22 protein-coding genes are annotated in these 19,461 nt (G+C 64.6%); 7 read left to right on the top strand and 15 right to left on the bottom strand.

Features of this window, described 5'->3' with window-relative positions; genetic code table 11:
* Positions 1-62: 62 nt before the first annotated feature.
* Positions 63-986, top strand: a complete 924-nt coding sequence (locus B7X65_RS09260; protein ID WP_293593995.1) for a LysR substrate-binding domain-containing protein — start codon at positions 63-65, stop codon at positions 984-986.
* A gap of 6 nt (positions 987-992) precedes the next feature.
* Here B7X65_RS09260 and B7X65_RS09265 read toward each other — a convergent pair whose 3' ends face one another.
* Together B7X65_RS09265 and B7X65_RS09270 are read right to left on the bottom strand one after the other, a co-directional pair.
* On the bottom strand, positions 993-1,955 hold the full coding sequence (locus B7X65_RS09265) for a pyridoxamine 5'-phosphate oxidase family protein (protein ID WP_293593996.1): 963 nt from the start codon (positions 1,953-1,955) through the stop codon (positions 993-995).
* Between the two features lie 43 nt (positions 1,956-1,998).
* The gene (locus B7X65_RS09270; protein ID WP_293593997.1) at positions 1,999-2,652 is read right to left on the bottom strand and encodes a glutathione S-transferase family protein; all 654 of its coding nucleotides are present in this window, start codon (positions 2,650-2,652) and stop codon (positions 1,999-2,001) included.
* A gap of 120 nt (positions 2,653-2,772) precedes the next feature.
* Between B7X65_RS09270 and B7X65_RS09275 the strand changes: the two genes are divergently transcribed.
* Both B7X65_RS09275 and gorA read left to right on the top strand, forming a co-directional pair.
* On the top strand, positions 2,773-3,693 hold the full coding sequence (locus B7X65_RS09275) for a LysR family transcriptional regulator (protein WP_293593998.1): 921 nt from the start codon (positions 2,773-2,775) through the stop codon (positions 3,691-3,693).
* Between the two features lie 68 nt (positions 3,694-3,761).
* Positions 3,762-5,144, top strand: coding sequence for a glutathione-disulfide reductase (gene gorA, locus B7X65_RS09280; protein ID WP_293593999.1), 1,383 nt, complete (start codon positions 3,762-3,764; stop codon positions 5,142-5,144).
* A gap of 12 nt (positions 5,145-5,156) precedes the next feature.
* Here the strand turns inward: gorA and B7X65_RS09285 are convergent, their stop codons facing one another.
* From B7X65_RS09285 to phnG, 8 genes are all read right to left on the bottom strand, one after another.
* Positions 5,157-5,387 carry a hypothetical protein gene (locus B7X65_RS09285; RefSeq protein ID WP_293594000.1) on the bottom strand — a complete coding sequence of 77 codons (231 nt, stop codon included), beginning with the start codon at positions 5,385-5,387 and terminating at the stop codon, positions 5,157-5,159.
* Positions 5,388-5,535: 148 nt separating this feature from the next.
* Positions 5,536-6,675 carry an alpha-D-ribose 1-methylphosphonate 5-triphosphate diphosphatase gene (locus B7X65_RS09290; RefSeq protein ID WP_293594001.1) on the bottom strand — a complete coding sequence of 380 codons (1,140 nt, stop codon included), beginning with the start codon at positions 6,673-6,675 and terminating at the stop codon, positions 5,536-5,538.
* A 14-nt stretch (positions 6,676-6,689) separates the two neighbouring features.
* Entirely contained in the window at positions 6,690-7,388 is a 699-nt protein-coding gene (gene phnL, locus B7X65_RS09295) for a phosphonate C-P lyase system protein PhnL (RefSeq protein ID WP_293594002.1), read from the bottom strand.
* 32 nt (positions 7,389-7,420) lie between these two features.
* Positions 7,421-8,245, bottom strand: coding sequence for a phosphonate C-P lyase system protein PhnK (gene phnK / locus B7X65_RS09300; RefSeq protein ID WP_293594003.1), 825 nt, complete (start codon positions 8,243-8,245; stop codon positions 7,421-7,423).
* Positions 8,242-9,147 carry an alpha-D-ribose 1-methylphosphonate 5-phosphate C-P-lyase PhnJ gene (locus B7X65_RS09305; RefSeq protein WP_293594004.1) on the bottom strand — a complete coding sequence of 302 codons (906 nt, stop codon included), beginning with the start codon at positions 9,145-9,147 and terminating at the stop codon, positions 8,242-8,244. Before B7X65_RS09305 ends, phnK begins: the two co-directional genes overlap by 4 nt.
* The gene (locus B7X65_RS09310) at positions 9,144-10,304 is read right to left on the bottom strand and encodes a carbon-phosphorus lyase complex subunit PhnI (protein WP_293594005.1); all 1,161 of its coding nucleotides are present in this window, start codon (positions 10,302-10,304) and stop codon (positions 9,144-9,146) included. Before B7X65_RS09310 ends, B7X65_RS09305 begins: the two co-directional genes overlap by 4 nt.
* A 1-nt stretch (position 10,305) precedes the next feature.
* Complete coding sequence (phnH, locus tag B7X65_RS09315) at positions 10,306-10,905, bottom strand: phosphonate C-P lyase system protein PhnH (RefSeq protein ID WP_293594006.1); 600 nt, start codon at positions 10,903-10,905, stop codon at positions 10,306-10,308.
* Positions 10,902-11,366 (bottom strand): phosphonate C-P lyase system protein PhnG, encoded by a 465-nt coding sequence (gene phnG / locus B7X65_RS09320; RefSeq protein WP_293594007.1) that lies wholly within the window; start codon positions 11,364-11,366, stop codon positions 10,902-10,904. Before phnG ends, phnH begins: the two co-directional genes overlap by 4 nt.
* A gap of 96 nt (positions 11,367-11,462) precedes the next feature.
* On the opposite strand from phnG, the gene phnF reads away from it, so the two are divergent.
* Genes phnF through phnN form a run of 3 tightly spaced genes read left to right on the top strand, consistent with a single transcriptional unit; the run spans position 11,463 to position 13,500 of the window.
* Positions 11,463-12,236, top strand: a complete 774-nt coding sequence (gene phnF / locus B7X65_RS09325) for a phosphonate metabolism transcriptional regulator PhnF (RefSeq protein ID WP_293594008.1) — start codon at positions 11,463-11,465, stop codon at positions 12,234-12,236.
* Positions 12,233-12,928, top strand: a complete 696-nt coding sequence (locus tag B7X65_RS09330; RefSeq protein ID WP_293594009.1) for a DUF1045 domain-containing protein — start codon at positions 12,233-12,235, stop codon at positions 12,926-12,928. Before phnF ends, B7X65_RS09330 begins: the two co-directional genes overlap by 4 nt.
* On the top strand, positions 12,925-13,500 hold the full coding sequence (gene phnN / locus B7X65_RS09335; RefSeq protein ID WP_293594010.1) for a phosphonate metabolism protein/1,5-bisphosphokinase (PRPP-forming) PhnN: 576 nt from the start codon (positions 12,925-12,927) through the stop codon (positions 13,498-13,500). The genes B7X65_RS09330 and phnN overlap by 4 nt, the downstream gene beginning before the upstream one ends.
* Here phnN and B7X65_RS09340 read toward each other — a convergent pair.
* The 5 genes from B7X65_RS09340 to phnC all read right to left on the bottom strand — a co-directional run bounded on the left by B7X65_RS09340 (position 13,443) and on the right by phnC (position 17,770).
* Entirely contained in the window at positions 13,443-14,009 is a 567-nt protein-coding gene (locus B7X65_RS09340) for a phosphonate degradation HD-domain oxygenase (protein ID WP_293594011.1), read from the bottom strand. The two genes, phnN and B7X65_RS09340, sit on opposite strands and share 58 nt — an antisense overlap.
* 8 nt (positions 14,010-14,017) lie before the next feature.
* Entirely contained in the window at positions 14,018-14,749 is a 732-nt protein-coding gene (gene phnE, locus B7X65_RS09345) for a phosphonate ABC transporter, permease protein PhnE (RefSeq protein WP_324487701.1), read from the bottom strand.
* 86 nt (positions 14,750-14,835) lie between these two features.
* The gene (phnD, locus tag B7X65_RS09350) at positions 14,836-15,798 is read right to left on the bottom strand and encodes a phosphonate ABC transporter substrate-binding protein (protein ID WP_293594012.1); all 963 of its coding nucleotides are present in this window, start codon (positions 15,796-15,798) and stop codon (positions 14,836-14,838) included.
* Positions 15,799-15,893: 95 nt separating this feature from the next.
* On the bottom strand, positions 15,894-16,865 hold the full coding sequence (phnD, locus tag B7X65_RS09355; RefSeq protein WP_293594013.1) for a phosphonate ABC transporter substrate-binding protein: 972 nt from the start codon (positions 16,863-16,865) through the stop codon (positions 15,894-15,896).
* Positions 16,866-16,906: 41 nt separating this feature from the next.
* Positions 16,907-17,770 (bottom strand): phosphonate ABC transporter ATP-binding protein, encoded by an 864-nt coding sequence (phnC, locus tag B7X65_RS09360; protein WP_293594014.1) that lies wholly within the window; start codon positions 17,768-17,770, stop codon positions 16,907-16,909.
* Between the two features lie 106 nt (positions 17,771-17,876).
* On the opposite strand from phnC, the gene B7X65_RS09365 reads away from it, so the two are divergent.
* A complete protein-coding gene (locus B7X65_RS09365) occupies positions 17,877-19,376 on the top strand; it encodes an AMP nucleosidase (RefSeq protein WP_293594015.1) in 1,500 nt (499 codons plus the stop codon).
* Positions 19,377-19,461: the final 85 nt, after the last annotated feature.

Consider the following 19,461-nt stretch of genomic DNA (forward strand, 5'->3'; position numbering starts at 1 on the left):
CCCTCGTCCCGGCCCGCGCGGCCGGATGGTTTGTCATCCGGGGTATTCCTGTCATTCATGCCATGCTGAGTCCTTCTTCTTCCCATGCGCTGCGCGCCATGTCGCTGGACGCGATACGCGGCTTTGAATCGGCGGCACGCCACCTGAGCTTCACGGCAGCGGCCGAGGAGCTGTGCATCACGCAGTCGGCGGTGAGCAAGCAGATCAAAACCCTGGAAGACGCGCTGGGCAAAGCGCTGTTCCTGCGCGGCGGCAAGGGACTGAGCCTCACGCCGCAGGGCCGCGAGCTTTATGAGGCGGCCCGCGCGGCGCTGGCGCAACTGGCCTCGGCCGTGGATCGCCTGCTGGCGGTCGACCGGGCGTCGGTGGCGGTCACCACCACGCCCTCATTCGCTGCGCTGTGGCTGGCGCCCAAACTCGCAAAATTCCAGCAGCAGGAGCCCGCCATTGACGTGCGCGTCGACGCTTCTGAAGCCCGGGTGAACCTGGAGCGCGAAGGCATGGACCTGGCCGTGCGGCTGAGGCCTGTGTTGCCCACTGGCGAAGGCCCGCCGCCCCTGTTGCAGGAACAAGCGCTGCTGGTCGCGGCGCCGGCCGTTGCGGCGCGCATCCACTCGGCCACCGATATCCTGCACACGCCGCTGCTGGTGTACCACGACCCGGCCATGCGCTTTTCGTGGATGTCCTGGACGGCCTGGTACGAGCGCCTGGGCCTGCCTCAATCGGCCCGGCAGCCTTGCCTGTATTTTTCGCAGTACGAACATGTGTTGACAGCCGCCGTGCAGGGCGCCGGGGTCGCCATCGGGCGCACGCCGCTGGTGCTGCCACTGCTGGGCAGCGGCCAATTGAACGTGATCCTGCCCGGCCAGACGGTGGCCGGCCTGGGCTACCACATCGTCACGTCGGCCCACAGTGCGGAACGGCCAGCGGTGCAAAAATTCCGCGCCTGGCTGGAGCGCGAACTCGCGCTGGAAGCCATCGGCTGAGGCTGTTCAACGAGCGGGTCGGTCCCAAGCGCCCGTACCCTCGAGCACGGGAGACAACTCCGCCTTGCTCCAGCGCAGGGGCAAGGACGATTCCACCAGGCGTATCGACTGTACCTCGAAACGCATCAAGCGCTGCGCACCGGCGAAGGATGACAACTCGGGGCCGTCCCAGAGAATGCCGGCCGTGACGGTCAGGTAAAGCAGGTCGCCCTTGTCGAAATCAATGAACAGCAGCCCGGCGCGCGGGTTCACCGCGATATTGCCCAGCGTGTTGAAGAAAAAGTTGCCAGTGAAGTCGGGCACCGTCAGCACGCCGCCCTCACTGAGGCGCACAAAGCCAGGCTTGCCACCGCGGTGCGACACGTCCACGCCCGCGGCGCGACCCGCCTGCATGCTGTCACCGGCGTAGGCGGTGGCGATAAAAAACGTGTCGGCGCTGGTGATGATGCGGCGCGCCGCGTCGTCGAGTTGCAACAATTCGTGCACCACCGGCACGGCGCCGGCGCTGTCTTCGACATACACCGGTTCACGTGCCTGGATGTACTTGGGGCAGTTGCCGAAACTCTGGCCGACGTCCACCGAAAACCCTGAAGCGCCTGCATGGCGCACCACGCCGTTCATGCGGTTGCGCCGCCGTGTGTGCGGCTCCAGCCCCAGCAGGCCGATGGCCGCGCCTTCTGCCAGGTTGGCGACCAGCGGATCACCGGGCAGCGGCCGCGCGCTGAAGTCCAGCTGACGCGGGTGGGGTGAGTGCATGAAGCCCGGCGGCTGCGCCAGCACCGAAGCCCAGGGCTGGCCGCGCGCATCCACGGTGCCGGCGATCACAAAAGGCAGCTGCCCGAAAAATGCGCGGTGCTGGTCCGGCATGAAGTCGCGGATGACACGCGGGCCGAGCTCGGCGAGCCGCTCCTGCACGCCCACACGCGCCTGCACCTCACGTTCGCCTTCGTGAAACGCGGGCCGGGTCATGAAATCACCTCTGCGGTATTCACCCCGGAAACAATCCTGCGTTTCATGCTTCCAGCCCAATGGGGGTCTTCACCATCGGCACAAAACCCGGCAAGGCCTCAATACGGGCCAGCCAGGCGCGGAGCGCTGGATAGGGTTCCAGCGACACATTGCCTTCAGGCGCACGCGCCACATAGCTGTAATTGGCGATGTCGGCCAGCGTCGGCGCGCTGCCGACCAGAAAGGGGGCGTGGGCCAAGCCCTGCTCCATCACCTCGAACAGGGCATGGGCACGTGCCACTGCTTCGACATTTTCCGGCCGTTTGAACAACTGGCTGACGCGTGCCGCCGCCGGGCCAAAAGCGAGTTGCCCAGCGGCGACCGACAACCAGCGCTGAACCCTGGCGGCACCCAGCGGGTCACGCGGCAACCACTGGTGATCGGCCCCAGCGGCATATCGACCCGCAAGGTACACCAAGATGGCATTGGAGTCCGCCAGGGTGACGTCTCCGTCCTGAATCACCGGCACCTGACCAAACGCATTCATGGCCAGAAACGCCGGCGCTTTATGCCCCTTGGCCATCAGGTCGATCTCGATCAACTCAAAAGGCAGCTTGAGCAGGGACAGGAAAAGTTCTACCCGGTGAGAGTGCCCGGAAATGGCGACGCGGTAGAGTTTGATGGGCTGCGCGGGGGAGGTGGTGTTGCTTGTGCTCATGCATGTCCTTCGAAAATGAGTTCAGGTGCTGGTATTGTGTTTGATCCATTAATTTGAATAAATATTCGAAACAGGATTTCACTCATCCAAAATTCGGAGTAATTCATTTAGCATGGACCCATGGACAAATTCAAGGCCATGCAGGCTTTTATCCACATCGCGGAAGAAGGCAGCCTGACCGCCGCGGCACGGGTCATGGAATCGTCTTTACCAGCCATGGTGCGCACTCTTGCCAGTCTCGAGAGCCACCTGGGTGTGCGACTTTTCAACCGCACGACCCGGCGCATCGCGCTCACAGACGAGGGACGCCGCTACCTGATTTTTTGTACGCAGGTACTCGCAACGGTGCAGGAAGCCGAAGCATCGGTAAGCCCCCAGATGGGGGAGCCACGCGGCCAGCTCGTCATCACCGCGCCGGTGTTGTTTGGACAGATGTATGTGGCGCCGGCGGTCACCCGATTTGTACAACGCTACAGCGAGGTGAGCTGCCGGGTGATGCTGCACGACCGGGTGCTCAATCTCCTGGAAGAGGGAATCGACGTGGGCATCCGCATTGGCGAGCTGGAAGACTCTTCACTGGTAGCGCAGAAAGTCTTCGGGATACGCCGCCTGGTTGTCGCCAGCCCGGACTACCTGCGCAAACACGGTGTGCCGGCACATCCGCGCGACCTGCGGTCTGCCAATTGCGTTCGGTTTACCGCGCCGACGGGCCCGTGGTGGACTTTCCACGAAAAGGGTAAAACCTTCACGGTACCTGTCACCGGCAATCTCGAATTCAACAACGCTGCGCCTGCGGTCGAGGCCTGTGTTGCAGGGATGGGTTTTGGCATGTTTATCTCGTACCAGGTCGCCCCTTATGTGCAGCAGAAAAGGCTCACCGTGGTGCTCGACGGTTTTGAGCCGCCGCTGCGTCCGGTCAGCGTGGTTTATCCCCATTCACGCCTTCTGCCAGCGCGCACGCGGATTTTCATTGAGTGGATCAAGGCCGAACTGTTGAAGCTCAATCACGCTGCCCCGCCTCAGCTGCATCCGGAACGATGACCCCCTCCGGGCATTGGCTGCGGACCGGTGGTAAGGTCAGTGCCAACCCTTTCCAATGATGGCAACCCATGAAAAATTTCGACTTTGATCTGTTCGTCATAGGCGGTGGCAGCGGCGGCGTGCGCGCCGCGCGCATGGCCGCGCAGCGCGGCGCACGTGTGGCGCTGGCCGAGGTAGCAGCCATGGGCGGCACCTGCGTCAACGTCGGCTGCATACCGAAAAAACTCTACAGCTACGCGGCGCACTACGCCGAAGCCTTTGAAGAATCGCGCGGCTTCGGCTGGACCGGCGAAGCGCCGGTGTTCAACTGGGAGCAGCTCAAGACCAACCGGGCGCTTGAAATCTCGCGCCTGAACGGCGTGTACATCCAGCTGCTGCAAGGCTCGGGCGTGCAGATCATCGAGGGCTGGGCCACCCTGGCCGACGCCCACACGGTAGAGGTGGAAGGCAGCCGCTACACGGCCAAACACATCCTGATCGCCACCGGCGGCCGGCCCAGCCTGCCCGAGGTGAAGGGCCGCGAGCTGGTCATCACCTCGGATCAGATTTTCGACATCGCTCCTTTCCCGGCGCGACTGCTGGTGGTGGGTGGCGGCTACATCGCCTGCGAATTTGCCTCCATCTTCAACGGCCTGGGGTCCAAGGTCACCCAGCTTTACCGCGGCGCCCAGGTGTTGCGCGGCTTCGACGCGGAAGTGCGGGCCTTCGTGGCCGCAGAGATGATCAAGACCGGGGTGGACTTGCGGCTGCACGCCGATGTGGCAGCCATCAGCCAGGCGGTGGACGGGTTGCACGTGCAACTGCAGGACGGCAGCAGCACCACGGTGGACGCCGTGTTGTACGCGACGGGCCGTCTGCCCAATGTGGCCGGCCTGGGTCTGGAAAACGCGGGCGTCCCGCTCAACCACCAGGGGGCGATCGAGGTCAATGCCCACTACCAGACCTCGGTGCCGTCGATCTATGCGCTGGGCGACGTGACCGCACGCATCCAGCTGACGCCGGTGGCGCTGGGCGAGGCCATGGTGGTGGTCGACCACCTGTTTGGCGCCGCGGCCGGCAAGAAGCCGCGCCACATGAGTTACGACTTCATCCCGACCGCGGTGTTCACCCACCCGAACATTGGCACCGTGGGTTATTCGGAAGCCGATGCACGCAAGGAATTCGGCAAGGTCAGCATCTACCGCAGCGAGTTCAAGGCGCTCAAACACACCCTGAGCGGCAGCACCGAACGCACGCTGATGAAACTGGTGGTTGATGACGCTTCGGACCGCGTGGTCGGCTTGCACATGGTGGGCGCCGACGCGGGCGAGGTGGTTCAGGGGTTTGCCGTGGCGATGAAGGCCGGTGCAACCAAGGCCATTTTCGACAGCACCATCGGCATCCACCCGACGGCGGCAGAGGAGTTTGTCACGATGCGCGAGCCGGTGAAAGAGCCGTCGCGTGCGCCCTGAGCAGCCTGGCCCTCACGCCGGTGGCGCGTTCTCCTCATCGGGAAGGACCAGGCTGGCGTTTTCAATCGCCGCATCAAAGGCGGCAAGTTCCGCATCCCCCTGAAAAGCGGGGAGGCTGTCCAACGGGTGAAACACCTGGTGTTGCAGCCGCCGCAGGGCGTCAGACTTCTTCACCGCCTCCAGCACCTTTTGGGGCGTCATCATCAACATGAAAGGATTGGCGCTGGGGGCGTCGACTTGCATGGCAGCAGCTCCTTGTACACATGGGTGGCACGTGAACGACAAAACAGATGGCTGCACTTTAGGAGACGCCGAAAATTCAGGAAAGTCGGCCGGCAGCCCGATCACTTGTAGGTGACCGGCTGACACGCCCCCCGGCGTACCGGCACGCTCAGAATGCGCGCACGCCCTGGTGCCAGGCCGCTCGCACGATGGGCATGTCACCGCTCATCCGGACCCGGATCAGATCGGCGCGCAGGCCGGGGGCCAGCTCACCGCGGTCCGTCAGGCCAATCGCACGGGCCGGGTTGCGCGTGACGGTGTTGACCGCCTTGGGCAGGCTCCAGCCGGCCGTATCGCGCAGCAAGAAGGCCGACTGCAGCAGGCTGGCGGGCACGTAGTCCGACGAAAAAATGTCGAGCAGGTCGAGCTGCGCCAGTTCGGCCGCCGACACATTGCCCGAATGCGAACCGCCCTTGACCAGATTCGGGCCGCCCATGACGATGCCCATGCCCGCCTCGCGGGCCGCCCGGGCGGCGGCCACGGTGGTCGGGAATTCCGAGATGGCAATACCTTCCTGGCTGGCCTGCTCGACATGCGCCACTTCCGTGTCATCGTGGCTCGCCACCGGCAAGGCCCGGGCGCGGCTTCCGGCGATGACGGCCGCGCGGTTGGGAATGGCAAAACGTTCCTGGTGTTCCCGGCGCTCCTGGACCAGGGCGTCGTATTCCGCGTCGTTGAAGCTGCCGTAACGCTCGGCATAACGCCGGTACTTGCCCAGGTCGCGCCACTGGCGCTGGCCCGGCGTGTGGTCCATCACGCTGACCAGTTCGAGCAGAGAGTCGTCGGCATAGTGCTCGAACACCTCCACGATATCGGGGGCCGAGACCTCACAACGCAGGTGCAGCAGGTGCTCGACCCGCAGCAGCCCTTCGGCGCGGCACTCGTGCAGGGCCTCGATCGACACATGCTGGGTCTGGCTGCGCGTGCCGCCCTGGTCCATGTCGCCGATGACGACCGAATCGAGCACCGTGATGATGCCGGCAGCCGCGCAGAGCGCGTCGTGCATGACCGTGGCGGAATGGGCGTTCCACAACACGCCGGGCCGCGGCACCAGGTGTTTTTCGAGGTTGTCGGTGTGCAGCTCAACCAGGCCGGGCAACAGCCAGTCGCCGGCCCAGTCTTCCGCGCCGGTCACCGAGGTGTCGCCGCGCTCAATGGAGCGGATGAGGCCGCCCTCGACCACCAGACAGCCGATGAACTCTTCGTCCGCCGTGACAATTCTTGCGTTCCTGATGATTTTCTGCTTCATGGGGATCTTCCGGTTCAGTTTGATTTTCGATAGTGTTCGACATCCAGGCAGCGGCTCGCTACCGCTTCGCGCACTTCGTCGTCGTGAAAAATGCCGACGACGGCGGCCCCGCGCGCACGTGCCGCATGAATCAGCTCCACCACGACGCGGCGGTTGTCGGCATCGAGCGAGGCGGTCGGCTCGTCGAGCAGCAGCACGGGGTGGTTGGCAATCAGGCCATGCGCGATGTTCACGCGCTGCTGCTCACCGCCGGAAAACGTCGCGGGCGGCAAGTGCCACAGGCGCTCGTGCAGGTTCAGGCGCGCCAGCCACTGCGCGGCCTGGGCGCGCGCCTCGTCGGCGGCCACACCGAGGCGGCGCAGCGGTTCGGCCACGATGTCCAGCGTCGAGACCCGCGGAATCACGCGCAGAAACTGCGAGACATAACCGAGCGTGCGGCGCCGCACATCCAGCACCTCGCGCGGCGCTGCCGCGGACAGGCTGAGCCACTGGTCCTGGTGGCGGATGCGCACCTCTCCGCTGCTGGCGCTGTAATTGCCGTACAGGCAGCGCAGCAGCGAACTTTTTCCGCTGCCGGAATGGCCGGTCAAGGCCAGGCACTCGCCGGGGCCGACGCTCAGGCTGATGCCGGAAAAAACAGGCAGCGCCAGGCCGCCTCGCGCGTGCAGGGTGAAAGTCTTGGAGAGCTCGCTGGTTTCAAGGACAGAAGTCATGGTGATGCTCAGGTGGCGAATCAAGTGGCGAATCAGGGGGTGAGAACGGAAGACACCAGCAGCTGGGTGTAGGGATGCTGCGGGTCGTCGAGCACGCGGTCGGTCAGGCCCTGCTCGACCACGCAGCCGTCTTTCATGACCAGCATGCGGTGCGCCAGCAGGCGCGCCACTGCGAGGTCGTGCGTGACAATCACGGCCGCCAGATGGAGCTGGTCGACCAGCTCGCGCAGCAGATCGAGCAGCCGCGCCTGCACCGAGACATCCAGCCCGGTGGTCGGCTCGTCCATGAAGACCAGGCGCGGATGGGTCACCAGGTTGCGGGCAATCTGCAGGCGCTGCTGCATGCCGCCCGAGTAGGTGCCGGGCAGGTCGTCGATGCGGTCCACATCGAGTTCGACACGTTCCATCCAGCTCAGGGCCTCGCCGCGCAGCTTGCCGTAGTGGCGCGCGCCCAGAGCCATCATGCGTTCGCCGATGTTGGCGCCGCCCGACACATTCATGCGCAGGCCGTCGCGTGCATGCTGCTCGACAAAACCCCAGTCGGTGCGGGCCAGCCAGCGCAGCCGCGCTTCGGACAACCCGGCCAGATCCACCAGCCCGGACGCGCCGCGTGATGCGGCGACGCCGTTGCCGGCCTCCTCCCGCAGGTCGTAATGGACCGACCCTTCGTCGCAGGCCAGACGCGCCGCCAGCAGGCGCAGCAGCGTGGACTTGCCGGAGCCGGATTCACCGACGACGGCCAGCACCTCGCCGGGGTAGAGGTCAAAACTCACACCGCGGCAAGCCCAGCGCAGACGCTGGCCCTGCATGAACTGCTTGCCGGCATCGCGTACGGACAGGAGAAGATCGCTGCTCATCGCGCGCCCCCCACCGCTGCGCGCGCCAGCGCGTCCGGCATCTGCACGGCCTGCTGCGTGCCCACATGCCCGCCCTCGCGGCGCCCACTGCAGAAGTCACTGTCCGAACAGACAAACAGGCGGCTGCCTTCATCGTCCACAATCATTTCGTCGAGAAAACTTTCCGCCGCGCCACACAGGGCGCAGGCATGTTCCCAGCGCTGCACTTCAAACGGGTGGTCCTCAAAATCCAGGCTGCGTACAGATGTGTAGGGCGGGATGGCGTAAATGCGTTTTTCCCGGCCTGCCCCGAACAGCTGCAGCGCCGGATTCATGTGCATCTTGGGGTTGTCGAACTTCGGTATCGGCGAAGGCGAGGTCAGGTAGCGTTCGTTGACCAGCACCGGGTAGTCGTAGGTCTTGGAAATGGCGCCGAGCTGGGCAATGTCCTCGTAGAGCTTGACGTTCATCAGGCCGTATTCCCCCAGCGCGTGCATGGTGATGGTTTCGAGGCGGCGTGGCTCCAGCCGGAACAGCGGCTCCGGCATGGGCACCTGGTAGACAATGGTTTGCGCTTCGGTCAGGGCGGCTTCCGGAATGCGGTGCCGCGTCTGGATGATGGTGGCCTCGGCGGTTTTCTCCGTGGTCGGCACGCCGGTGGTGCGCGCAAAAAATCGGCGGATGTTGACCGCATTGGTCGTGTCGTCCGCACCCTGGTCAATGACCTTGAGCACATCATCGCGGCCGATGATGCTGGCCGTGACCTGCACGCCGCCCGTGCCCCAGCCGTAGGCGAACGGCATTTCACGCGAGCCGAAAGGCACCTGGTAGCCGGGAATGGCGACCGCCTTGAGCATGGCGCGGCGGATCATCTTTTTGGTCCGCTCGTCAAGAAATCCGAAGTTGTAATGCTCGTCCATCATGCTGCTTTCTGTATCGCCGGTTCGGTGTGGGGGGTGGGCGCTCCACGGCCGGGGTCCGCGCGTTTTTCATCCTGCCCTTCCTGCGCATGGACGGCACGCAGCCGGCGCACCAGTTCCAGCTCGGACTGGAAGTCCACGTAATGCGGCAGCTTCAGGTGCTGCACAAAGCCGGAGGCCTCCAGGCTGTCGGCATGGGACAGCACGAACTCCTCGTCCTGTGCCGGCGCCACGGCCAGCTCGCCCAGTTCGCGCGCACGCAGCGCGCGATCGACCAGCGCCATCGCCATGCTCTTGCGCTCGGCCCCGCCAAACGCCAGGCCGTAGCCCTGGGTGAACTGCGGCGGCACCTCGCGGTTGCCGGCAAACTGGTTGATCATCTGGCACTCGGTGACTTCCACCTCGCCGATATCAATCGCGAAGCCCAGCTCGTCTGCCAGAATTTCCACCGACACGGCGCCGCGCCGGATTTCACCGGCAAACGGATGGGCATTGGCATAACCGCGCTGCGTGGAATAGCCCAGGCCCAGCAACCAGCCTTCGTCGCCACGCGCCAGGGCCTGCAGGCGCAGCGGCCGGTCGGCCGGAAACATCAGTGGCTCACGCGTCAGGTCGCCCGGCTCGCTGTCTGCGACGGGACGCGGTGTCTCCATCAGGCCTTCACGCGCCATCAATTCATTGACACGCGGCATGCTGGCCGGCAAGGGCTGCGCCACGCCCTGGGGCGCCGGCTCCGCCTCGTCGCTGTCCCCTTCGGCCAACAAGGCAAAGTCCAGCAGACGCTGGGTGTAGTCATACGTGGCGCCGAGCACCTGGCCACCGGGCACATCCTTGAACGTGGCCGAGACGCGGCGTGTCAGGTTCATCTGTGCGGTGTCCAGCGGCAGGCTGTAGCCAAAACGCGGCAGCGTGGTGCGGTAGGCACGCAGCAGGAAAATCGCCTCGATCAGGTCGCCACTGGCCTGCTTGATCGCCAGGGCGGCCAGTTCGGGGTCGTACAGGGAGCCCTCGGACATGACACGATCGACCGCCAGCGACAGCTGCGTGCGGATCTGGGCAACCGACAGTTCCGGCAGCGCGGTATCACCGCGGCGCTGCGCGGCGAGCAGGTGCCAGGAGTTCTCGATGGCGGCGGTTCCGCCCTTGACGGCTACATACATATCAAATTCCTTCCAGACGTCGCACGCGGGTCGTGCGCGGCAGCCCCAACGCCAGGTCCGCGCAGGTAAAAACAATGTCCACCCCTTGTGGAAACGCGGCGTGGTTGACTTGCCACTGCGTCCAGAAGTGGTCGGGCAAGCCCGCAATCCGCACCGTCTGCATGTCCTGGATGCCGGGACCACGCCACTCGACGGCCGGGCCGTCATCCAGCGAGGGCACTTCCACCAGCAAGGTGGCCGAGCGTTCGGGCGCTTCCGCCGAGCCTGGCGCAAAGCTGTCCAGCGGCGGCATGGCCCCCGCATCGACGAGCACGGCAAAAGCCGCCTCTTGCGGCGCGGCCGCCCGGCCCGCCCCGGTGTGAAAACGCAGCCAGTCCGGGGCACCGCCCTCCTCGCGCTGCCACCATACCGGCGTGTCGTCGTCCGTCAGTGCGAGCAGCAGATGCGCCATGGCCGGGCCCAGGGCCAGACCCGGAACCGCGCCGCCGAGAACGAAGCGCCGGCCCGGCCGCGACAGCGCATCGAGCACACGGCGAAAAGCAGTCTGTGCGTCATGCACCGGATCGGCGAAGCCGGCACTCAGTGGCTGGTTCTGATTCATGCCTGGCCCCGCACAAACGTGAAAAATTCAACTTTCGACGCGGCCGCCGCGCGACTGGTCGCGTCCCGCTGCGCGGCCTGTTGCCTGGCCAGCGGCTCAACCACCGCATGCATGATGTCCGCGTGGCGTGTGGGGTCCTGCAGCAGCGCATCGGCCACGGCAATCAGCTCGGCCTTGCGGCGGTCGCGCCCCAGGGCGTAACCCACGCCCAGCGCGCCCGGGCCGACGCGCAGGGCACAACGCGTCACGCTGGCCTCCCCGAGATTGAAGGCGTCGCCGGTCCCCCCGACCCGGCCGCGCAGCATGACCATGCCCGATTCGGCAGGCCGGACATGCTCCAGCGGCGGCAGGGCGCCCAAGAGAGCCCACGCCTTTTCAAGTTCGGGCCGGGTGGCGCGTGCCAGCACGGCCAGCCAGCGCCTGCGGGGTTCATGGTTTGGGTTTATCGACTCGTTTGTCATACAGATGTCTAAATCAGTCACTAGAGTTGGGTTTGTCACTGCAAACAACCACAGGGGCTGCAGGAAGACCCTAGTTCAACCGGACAACATGACCAAATGATGACAAGCGAACGCCCTCTTTCCAGCGCGCCCGGCCGGCGCAGCGGTGTGGCTGTGTGGAAGCAGATTGCCGACACACTGGGCACCGAAATCCGTGACCGCGCCTTCACGGCGACCGGGCGTCTGCCAAGTGAAAACGAGCTCTCCACACGTTTTGGCGTGAACCGCCACACGCTGCGCCAGGCGGTCGCCGCCCTGCAGGGTGATGGTCTGGTGCGGATCGAACCGGGCCGTGGCACCTTCGTCCAGCACGAACTGCTCGACTACGTGCTGTCGCGCCGTACGCGTTTCAGCGAAAACCTCCAGCGCCAGGGGCTGTTGCCGAGCAAACAGCTGCTCACCGCCCGGGAAATGGCCGCACCTGAACGAGCGGCGCATGAACTCCGGCTGGGCAAGGGTGGCAAGGTGCTGATGGTGGAAATGCTGGACGAGGCCAACGAGCAGCCTATCGCGCTGGCCACGGCCTACTACCCCGCCGGGCGGTTTGCCGGCCTGCTCGACATGCTTGGCCGCGGCACCTGCACCACGGACATCCTGCGGCACTTTGGTGTCGAGGACTATGTGCGCGCCGAAAGCCGCGTCACCACCCAGATGCCCTCCGCTGAAACCGCACGGCTGCTGAAGCAGCCGCTGACGCGGCCGGTGCTGTGCGTCGAGTGCCTGGACGTCGACATGGCCGGCCTGCCGATCAAGTACGGGGAAACCGTGTTTTCCGGCGACCGGGTCCAGCTGGTGATCAATGCAGGAAATGAAACGGGAACGTTCGCATGAGCGCACGTTACGCCATTTATTTTGCGCCGGACCGGCACTCGCCATGGTGGGCCTTTGGCGCGCACTGGCTGGGCCGCAACGAACACGACAACACGGCACTGCCCCAGCCCTTGCAGGAAGGCTTGCCACCAGCGGAGTTTGCCGCCATCACTGCGGAACCGCGGCGTTACGGCTTCCACGCCACGTTGAAAGCGCCCTTCAGGCTGTCAGCTGCACACGACGAATCCGATCTGGTGGCACGCCTGGGCCGCCTGGCGCAGACGCTGGCACCGGTGCCGCTGGGACCGCTGCGTGCCGCCGCACTGGGCAACTTCGTGGCGCTGGTTCCCGAGGCCCCCCCCGAGGGCCTGCAGGCGCTGGCGGCAGCCTGTGTGGCCGGGCTCGACGACTTGCGCGCCCCTCCCGAGGCGGCAGAGCTTGCCCGCCGCCGCGCGACCCCTCTGGACGCCCGCGAGACCGAGTTGCTGAATCTGTATGGCTACCCCTATGTGATGGAGAGATTTCGCCTGCATCTGACATTGACCGGCCCCGTCGATGCGGCCCTTGCCCGGCAGGTCAGCCAGGCGGTCGCTGCGGACGTGGACCGCCTCAACACCCAGGCCCCCCTGGCCCTGGACCGGCTCTGCCTGTTTGTCGAACGTAGCCCGGGCGCACCGTTTCAGCGTGTCATGGATGTCAGGCTGGGGGCATGAGCGGCCTCTGGGTGTTTGTCTGCGGACCGTCCGGTTCCGGCAAGGACAGCGTGATCGACGCTGCGCGACAGGCGCTCAGCGGGCGGTCCAACATCGTGTTTGCGCGCCGCATGGTGACGCGCCCCGTGCAGCCGGGCTCCGACCACGATCCGGTCACCGCACCGGTCTTTGCCGAACTGCTGCAGTCGGGCAGCCTTAGCTGGCACTGGCAGGCGCACGGATTTAGTTACGGTATTGCCAGCCATTACGCCGACGCCGTCAGGGCCGGATGTCTCGTGGTTGTCAACGGCTCGCGCGCCCATGTCAACAGCCTGCCACCTTCATCCGATCTTCGGGTGGTGCAGATCAGCACCGATCCGGAGCGCCTGGCCATCCGCCTGGCGCAACGGGGGCGCGATAGCGACGCGGCCATTGTCGAGAGGCTGGCACGCAACGCTACTTTCTCCGGCATGCCAGCCGATTGCGTGATCGTCAACGATGGAGCGCTGCAAGTCGCCGGCCAGCGTTTGGCTGACTACCTGACCGGTTCAGCCGGGACGGCAGAGGCGGCCTGTTCCAGAATCACGCGGTAGTGGGCCCAATCGGGCGGTGTCGCCGCAGGGTCTTTGGCGTGGTCGTCCCAGCGCCGCAGCGCCACCGCATCGGCGGCAAAAGCCTGCGCCATGAAAACGGCGGCCTCCTCTCCGGAAAACGGCCCGCCCTGCAGCGCCAGACTGCGCTGCGACGCCGGTGACAGGCTGGCCTGGTACTGGCTGTCCACCCGGCAGAGATAGCGCTTGGCGTCCACATGCATGCGAATGGGTTCGAGCACGGCGTCTGGAAATACACCGCGTAAAAACGGCAGCGCCAGAAACTGGTGCAGGTCATCAACACCTGCTTCCTTCGCCGGTTCCCGCTGTACTAGCAAATGGCCGAGGTCGTGCAGCAGCGCGGCAGCAACCAGTTCAGGCGAGGCGCCCGAACGCTCGGCCATGTGGGCGCACTGCAGCGCGTGCTGCAGCTGGTTGATCGCCTCGCCGCCGTACTGCGCGGCCCCGCGTGTCTGGAAAACTGCGGTGATCTCTTCAATTTTCAATGCCATGGCTGTTCCTAGACCAGTGCCTTGCGTATGCGTGCTGAAATCAGGTCGATGACGCTGACCGTGACCACGATGATGATCATCACGGCGCAGGTTTCGGCATATTGAAAGCCGCGAATGATCTCCCACAACACGACGCCGATGCCGCCGGCACCCACCATGCCCACCACCGAAGCGGAACGCACGTTGGACTCGAAGCGGTACAGCGTGTAGGAAATCCAGAGCGGCAGCACCTGCGGGATCACGCCGTAGAGGATTTCCTCCAGCGCATGGGCACCCGTGGCGCGTATGCCCTCGACGGGCTGCGGGTCAATCGATTCCACCGCTTCCGAAAACAGCTTGGCCAGGATGCCGGTGGTGTGAATCCACAGCGCCAGCACGCCGGCAAACGGGCCCAGGCCCACGGCCACGATGAACAGCATGGCAAACACCATCTCGTTGATGGCGCGTGCCGCATCCATCAGGCGACGAATGGGCTGGCGAACCCAGACCGGTGCAATATTGGCCGAGGACAGCAGGGCCAGCGGCACAGCACAGACCACGGCCAGGGCCGTGCCCCACAGCGCGATCTGCACCGTGACCACCATCTCCTCCAGGTAATAAGACCACTGGCTGAAGTTGGGCGGGAAGAAGCTGGCGGCGTACTCGGCCATGTTGCCGGAATCGCGCAGCAGGTCCAGGGGGCGCATGTCCGCGCCCTTCCAGGACAGGGCCAGCAAGGCCAGCAATACGCCCCAGGCCATCAGGCCCAGCAGGCTGGCGCGCGGCACTTGCAGCGGCGCAGGAGGCGCCTGCACGGAAAGATGGACAGGGGTGTTCACGGGCGACCTCAGTTCCGGCTCAGCTCGGCGAGCTTGCGGTCAATCTCGGCCACCTTGGCCTGCTTGTCGGCGGCGGGCAAGCTTGCATCGGCCTCGAATTTGTTGCGCTCCTTGAACAGCTCCAGCTGGCGGATGGGGATCAGTTGGGCATTGGTGGAGGCTTTGAAGGCCGACAGCTTGGAGATTTTCATCAGGACATCCTTTTCCTGCTGGCCACCTTTGCCGTAACCATAGAAAAAGTCCTTGAGCTTCTGCTTGGCCGCATCAGGCAGGTCCTTGCGCATGACGAGCGGGTCCAGCGGGATCAGGGGGGAGGTCCAGACGACACGGATGTCCTTGAACTTCTCGGGCAGGCGGTCCTTGATCTTGTCCAGGTTCTCGCTGTTGTTGGTGGCCACATCGACCTGTTTGTTGGCCACTGCCAGCGCGTTGCTCTCATGGTTGGCACCCCGGGACACCTTGAAAGCGGTTTTGGCATCGATCTTGTTCTGCGCAAAAACGTAGTAGCTGGGCACCAGAAAGCCGGAGGTCGAATTGGGATCACCATTGCCGAACGACAGGTTCTTGGCATTCTTGATCACGTCGTCCAGCGACTTGAGCGTGCTGTCCTTATGGACGATCAGGTGCGAGTAATAGCCCTGGGTTCCGTCGGCGTTGACCATCTGGGCAAACACCTCGCCGCCGGCGCGGTCCACCGCTTCCATGGCCGACTTGTTGCCGAACCACGCCACATGCACCTTGCCAAAGCGCATGCCTTCGATGATGCCGGCATAGTCAGGCGCGAAGAAGGCATTGACCTTGTAGCCGGTCTTTTTCGCCATGTCTTCCAGCAACGGCTGCCAGTCCGACTTCAGGTTCTGCGACGACTCGGTCGAAATGATGCCGAAATTGACTTCCTTGATGTCCTGGGCAAGGGCCGGAGCGGCCACCAGAATGGCGGCGGCCAGGCCGCCTATGAATTTCCTGAGCATGATGATTCCTTATGTGAAGTGAAGTGAAGTGAAGAGAAAAGGGTTTGTGCTTGCCGGCGGCGCAATGTCCGCTGTCGGTGACGCGGGGTCTGGCATCACGAGGTGCGCTGCAATTCGGCCAGCTTCCTGTTGATCAGCTCGAGCCTTGCGGCCTTGTCCTGCGCATTCATCGCCGCGTCGGCCTCCAGCTTCGTCTTCTCGCGAAACAGCTCCAGCTGACGCGTGGGCATCAGTTGGGCATCGCCTGATTCGCGGAAACCGCTGAGCGTCAGCTTGTTCAGGATCGCGGTCTCGCGCGCCGCGTCCGGCCCCTTGCCGTAGCTGAGCAGAAACTGTTTGACACGCTGCTTGGTCTCCCCGTCCAGGTCCTTGCGCCACATGAGCGGGTCGCCGGCGATCAGCGGTGACTTCCAGATCACGCGCAGCTTGGCCGCGACCTCGGGAACGCGCGCCTGCATGCGCTCAAGCACATCGGAGCTGTGCACAGCGGCATCGACCTGCCGGTTGGCCACCGCCATGATGTTGGCCTCGTGGTTGGCGCCGCGGATGTTCTTGAAGGCCGTTTTGGGATCCACCTTGTTCAGCGCAAAGATGTAATAACTCGGCACCAGAAAGCCGGAGGTGGAATTGGGATCGCCCATGCCGAAGTTCAGGGACTTTCCATTCCTGAGAACTTCCTCGATCGACTGGTACGGACTGTCCCTGTGAACGGACACCATGGAGTGATAACCGATGGACCCGTCGCTGTTGACCACCTGAGCAAACACCTCGGCCCCGGCGCGGTCCACCGCTTCGATGCCCGCCTTGTTCCCAAGCCAGGCAACCTGGACCTTGTTGAAACGCATGGCTTCGATCACACCGGCGTAATCGGGGGCAAAAAAGGCGTTGACCTTGATGCCCGTGCGCTTTTCCATGTCGGCCAGTAGGGGCTGCCAGTCCTGCTTCAGGTTCTGGCTCGACTCGGTGGACAGGATGCCGAAACTGAACTCCTTCATGCCCTGGGCCTGCACCGGCGCCAGAATGGCGAGCGCCGTCAGAACCAGTCCTGTCAACATGTTTTTAATCATGGTTTTTCCTTGCGAATACAGGGGGAACGACGGAACCCGGCTCAGGCGGCCTGCGCCATCGGCGTCGGCCACGCGAGGTGGGGAACGGGTTTGGCCTTGTCTTCGAGGCTGGAAATGGCGTCGCCCAGGGACAGGATGTCGTCGGCCTCGGCGCCATAGAGGTCGCGCAGCACGGCGGGCGTCAGTCCGACCGACGGGCCGTCGTACACCACCTTGCCCTGGTGCAGGGCGATGGTGCGGGCGCAATACTTCATCGCCACGTTGACCTGGTGCAGCGACACCACCACCGTACACTGGTCTTCGCGGTTCACGCGGGCCAGGATGTCCATGACCTTGCGCGAGGATTCCGGGTCCAGCGAGGCAATCGGCTCGTCGGCCAGCACCACCTTGGCGCCCTGCACCATGGCCCGTGCAATCGCCGCTCGCTGCTGCTGGCCGCCCGACAGCGTCGATGCCCGTTGTGCACTGCATTCGGCGATGCCCACCCGGCGCAGCGCCTCGATACCTCTGGCCTTTTCCTCGGGCGTGAACCAGCGGATCAGACTGCGCCACATCGGTACCTGGTGCAAGGTGCCGGCCAGCACATTGACAATCACCGGCAGACGGCCCACCAGATTGAACTGCTGGAAAACAAAACCGATGCCCGAACGCACCGAACGGATGTTGGACGCGATTTTCCCGTTGCGCTGCACGGTCCTGCCGTGGATCACGATGGACCCCTGCTCCGATGCATCGCCGGCCATCAGCCCCGCCATGTGCCGCAGCAAGGTGGACTTGCCGGAGCCGGAAGCCCCGATCAGCGCGACCATTTCGCCGGGCGCAATGCTCAGGTCGATTTGTTGCAAGGCCTTGCGGCCATTGCCAAATGTCTTGCTCAGGGTGTTGATCCGGATGGCAGCGTCCATGGTCTCTCCAAGTGGTGTTGCCGTTGAATCTAGGGTCGCAATGTGTCGGTTTCGTGTCAGTGGCGGCTAAAAAGCCGCGTTTCGGGGAGCGGAGCACAATAAGCCCATGCCTTACCTGCCCGCCTTTATCGCCCCCACCCGCTACGCCGACCCGGCCGCCGCACTGGCCCAGGTTCGCTTGATTTATGACCAGCAGATTGCGCACCTGCGCGATGCCATGCACCGTTATGTAGCTGGCGAAACCCTGCCCGGCCATGTGCGGGCCTGTTACCCCTTTGTGCGGGTGCACACGGAAACCGTGGCACGCGCGATCCTGGAAACGCCCGACATTTCCCAGCTCAGCTATGGGTTTGTGGCCGGGCCAGGCCGTTTTGAAACCACGCTGACGCGGCCCGACCTCTACGGCAACTACTACCTGGAACAGTTCCGTCTGCTGATGCAAAACCATTCGGTCGAGCTGGAGGTGGGCACCAGCACCCAGCCCATTCCCGTGCATTTCTCGTTTGCCGAGCACGACCACATCGAAGGCAACCTGAGCGCAGACAGGCGCATGCTGATGCGCGACGTGTTCGACCTGCCCGACCTGGCGGCCATGGACGACGGCATTGCCAACGGCACTTACGAGCCCCGGCCGGGCGAGCCGCAGCCGCTGTCGCTGTTCACCGCCGCCCGGGTGGACTACTCCCTCCAGCGCCTGCGTCACTACACCGGGACCTCGCCCGACTGGTTCCAGAACTTTGTACTGTTCACCAACTACCAGTTCTACATTGACGAATTTGTACGGCTGGGCCATGAAGAAATGGCACGCCCGGACAGCGACTACATCGCCTTTGTCGAGCCCGGCAATGTGGTCACCCGCCGCGCGGGCCTGCCGGCCAGCATCGGCGACGAGCTGGGCATGGCGCCGCCGCGCCTGCCGCAGATGCCGGCCTACCACCTGATGCGCGCCGACCGCACCGGCATCACCATGGTCAACATCGGCGTCGGGCCGGCCAATGCCAAGAACATCACCGACCACATTGCCGTGCTGCGGCCCCATGCCTGGATCATGCTGGGCCACTGTGCAGGGCTGCGCAACAGCCAGCAGCTCGGCGACTATGTACTGGCGCACGGCTATGTGCGCGAAGACCACGTGCTGGACGAAGAGCTGCCGCTGTGGGTGCCGATTCCGGCGCTGGCCGAAATTCAGGTGGCACTGGAACGCGCTGTGAAAGACGTGACCCATCTGGAGGGGCCGGATCTCAAGCGCATCATGCGCACCGGCACCGTGGCGTCCACCGACAACCGCAACTGGGAATTGCTGCCAGGCAACCAGCCCCAGCGCCGCTTCAGCCAGAGCCGCGCCGTCGCGCTGGACATGGAAAGCGCCACCATCGCCGCCAACGGGTTCAGGTTCCGCGTTCCCTACGGCACGTTGCTGTGTGTCAGCGACAAGCCGCTGCACGGCGAGATCAAGCTGCCCGGCATGGCCAACCACTTCTACCGCGAGCGGGTCGACCAGCACCTGCGCATCGGCATGCGGGCGATCGAACTGCTGCGCGCCCAGGGCAGCAGCCAGCTGCACAGTCGGAAGCTGCGCAGTTTTTCGGAAGTGGCCTTCCAGTAATCCGGAAACGCACCATTTCCGTGCCGTCTGGCCGGTGCATGGAAGTTCTGAGCCCGCGATGGGTCATCAGGTAGCCACAGCTTTA

The organism is Polaromonas sp. 39-63-25 (genome assembly GCF_002278925.1).
In the GTDB taxonomy this organism is placed as follows: Bacteria; Pseudomonadota; Gammaproteobacteria; order Burkholderiales; family Burkholderiaceae_C; genus Polaromonas.

What these genes read in the sequence shown, in the direction of transcription:
- B7X65_RS09260 (WP_293593995.1), top strand. Translation starts at nt 63, where the DNA reads ATGCTGAGTCCTTCTTCTTCCCATGCGCTGCGCGCCATGTCGCTGGAC.
- B7X65_RS09265 (WP_293593996.1), bottom strand. Translation starts at nt 1,955, where the DNA reads ATGACCCGGCCCGCGTTTCACGAAGGCGAACGTGAGGTGCAGGCGCGT.
- B7X65_RS09270 (WP_293593997.1), bottom strand. Translation starts at nt 2,652, where the DNA reads ATGAGCACAAGCAACACCACCTCCCCCGCGCAGCCCATCAAACTCTAC.
- B7X65_RS09275 (WP_293593998.1), top strand. Translation starts at nt 2,773, where the DNA reads ATGGACAAATTCAAGGCCATGCAGGCTTTTATCCACATCGCGGAAGAA.
- gorA (WP_293593999.1), top strand. Translation starts at nt 3,762, where the DNA reads ATGAAAAATTTCGACTTTGATCTGTTCGTCATAGGCGGTGGCAGCGGC.
- B7X65_RS09285 (WP_293594000.1), bottom strand. Translation starts at nt 5,387, where the DNA reads ATGCAAGTCGACGCCCCCAGCGCCAATCCTTTCATGTTGATGATGACG.
- B7X65_RS09290 (WP_293594001.1), bottom strand. Translation starts at nt 6,675, where the DNA reads ATGAAGCAGAAAATCATCAGGAACGCAAGAATTGTCACGGCGGACGAA.
- phnL (WP_293594002.1), bottom strand. Translation starts at nt 7,388, where the DNA reads ATGACTTCTGTCCTTGAAACCAGCGAGCTCTCCAAGACTTTCACCCTG.
- phnK (WP_293594003.1), bottom strand. Translation starts at nt 8,245, where the DNA reads ATGAGCAGCGATCTTCTCCTGTCCGTACGCGATGCCGGCAAGCAGTTC.
- B7X65_RS09305 (WP_293594004.1), bottom strand. Translation starts at nt 9,147, where the DNA reads ATGATGGACGAGCATTACAACTTCGGATTTCTTGACGAGCGGACCAAA.
- B7X65_RS09310 (WP_293594005.1), bottom strand. Translation starts at nt 10,304, where the DNA reads ATGTATGTAGCCGTCAAGGGCGGAACCGCCGCCATCGAGAACTCCTGG.
- phnH (WP_293594006.1), bottom strand. Translation starts at nt 10,905, where the DNA reads ATGAATCAGAACCAGCCACTGAGTGCCGGCTTCGCCGATCCGGTGCAT.
- phnG (WP_293594007.1), bottom strand. Translation starts at nt 11,366, where the DNA reads ATGACAAACGAGTCGATAAACCCAAACCATGAACCCCGCAGGCGCTGG.
- phnF (WP_293594008.1), top strand. Translation starts at nt 11,463, where the DNA reads ATGATGACAAGCGAACGCCCTCTTTCCAGCGCGCCCGGCCGGCGCAGC.
- B7X65_RS09330 (WP_293594009.1), top strand. Translation starts at nt 12,233, where the DNA reads ATGAGCGCACGTTACGCCATTTATTTTGCGCCGGACCGGCACTCGCCA.
- phnN (WP_293594010.1), top strand. Translation starts at nt 12,925, where the DNA reads ATGAGCGGCCTCTGGGTGTTTGTCTGCGGACCGTCCGGTTCCGGCAAG.
- B7X65_RS09340 (WP_293594011.1), bottom strand. Translation starts at nt 14,009, where the DNA reads ATGGCATTGAAAATTGAAGAGATCACCGCAGTTTTCCAGACACGCGGG.
- phnE (WP_324487701.1), bottom strand. Translation starts at nt 14,749, where the DNA reads ATGGCCTGGGGCGTATTGCTGGCCTTGCTGGCCCTGTCCTGGAAGGGC.
- phnD (WP_293594012.1), bottom strand. Translation starts at nt 15,798, where the DNA reads ATGCTCAGGAAATTCATAGGCGGCCTGGCCGCCGCCATTCTGGTGGCC.
- phnD (WP_293594013.1), bottom strand. Translation starts at nt 16,865, where the DNA reads ATGATTAAAAACATGTTGACAGGACTGGTTCTGACGGCGCTCGCCATT.
- phnC (WP_293594014.1), bottom strand. Translation starts at nt 17,770, where the DNA reads ATGGACGCTGCCATCCGGATCAACACCCTGAGCAAGACATTTGGCAAT.
- B7X65_RS09365 (WP_293594015.1), top strand. Translation starts at nt 17,877, where the DNA reads ATGCCTTACCTGCCCGCCTTTATCGCCCCCACCCGCTACGCCGACCCG.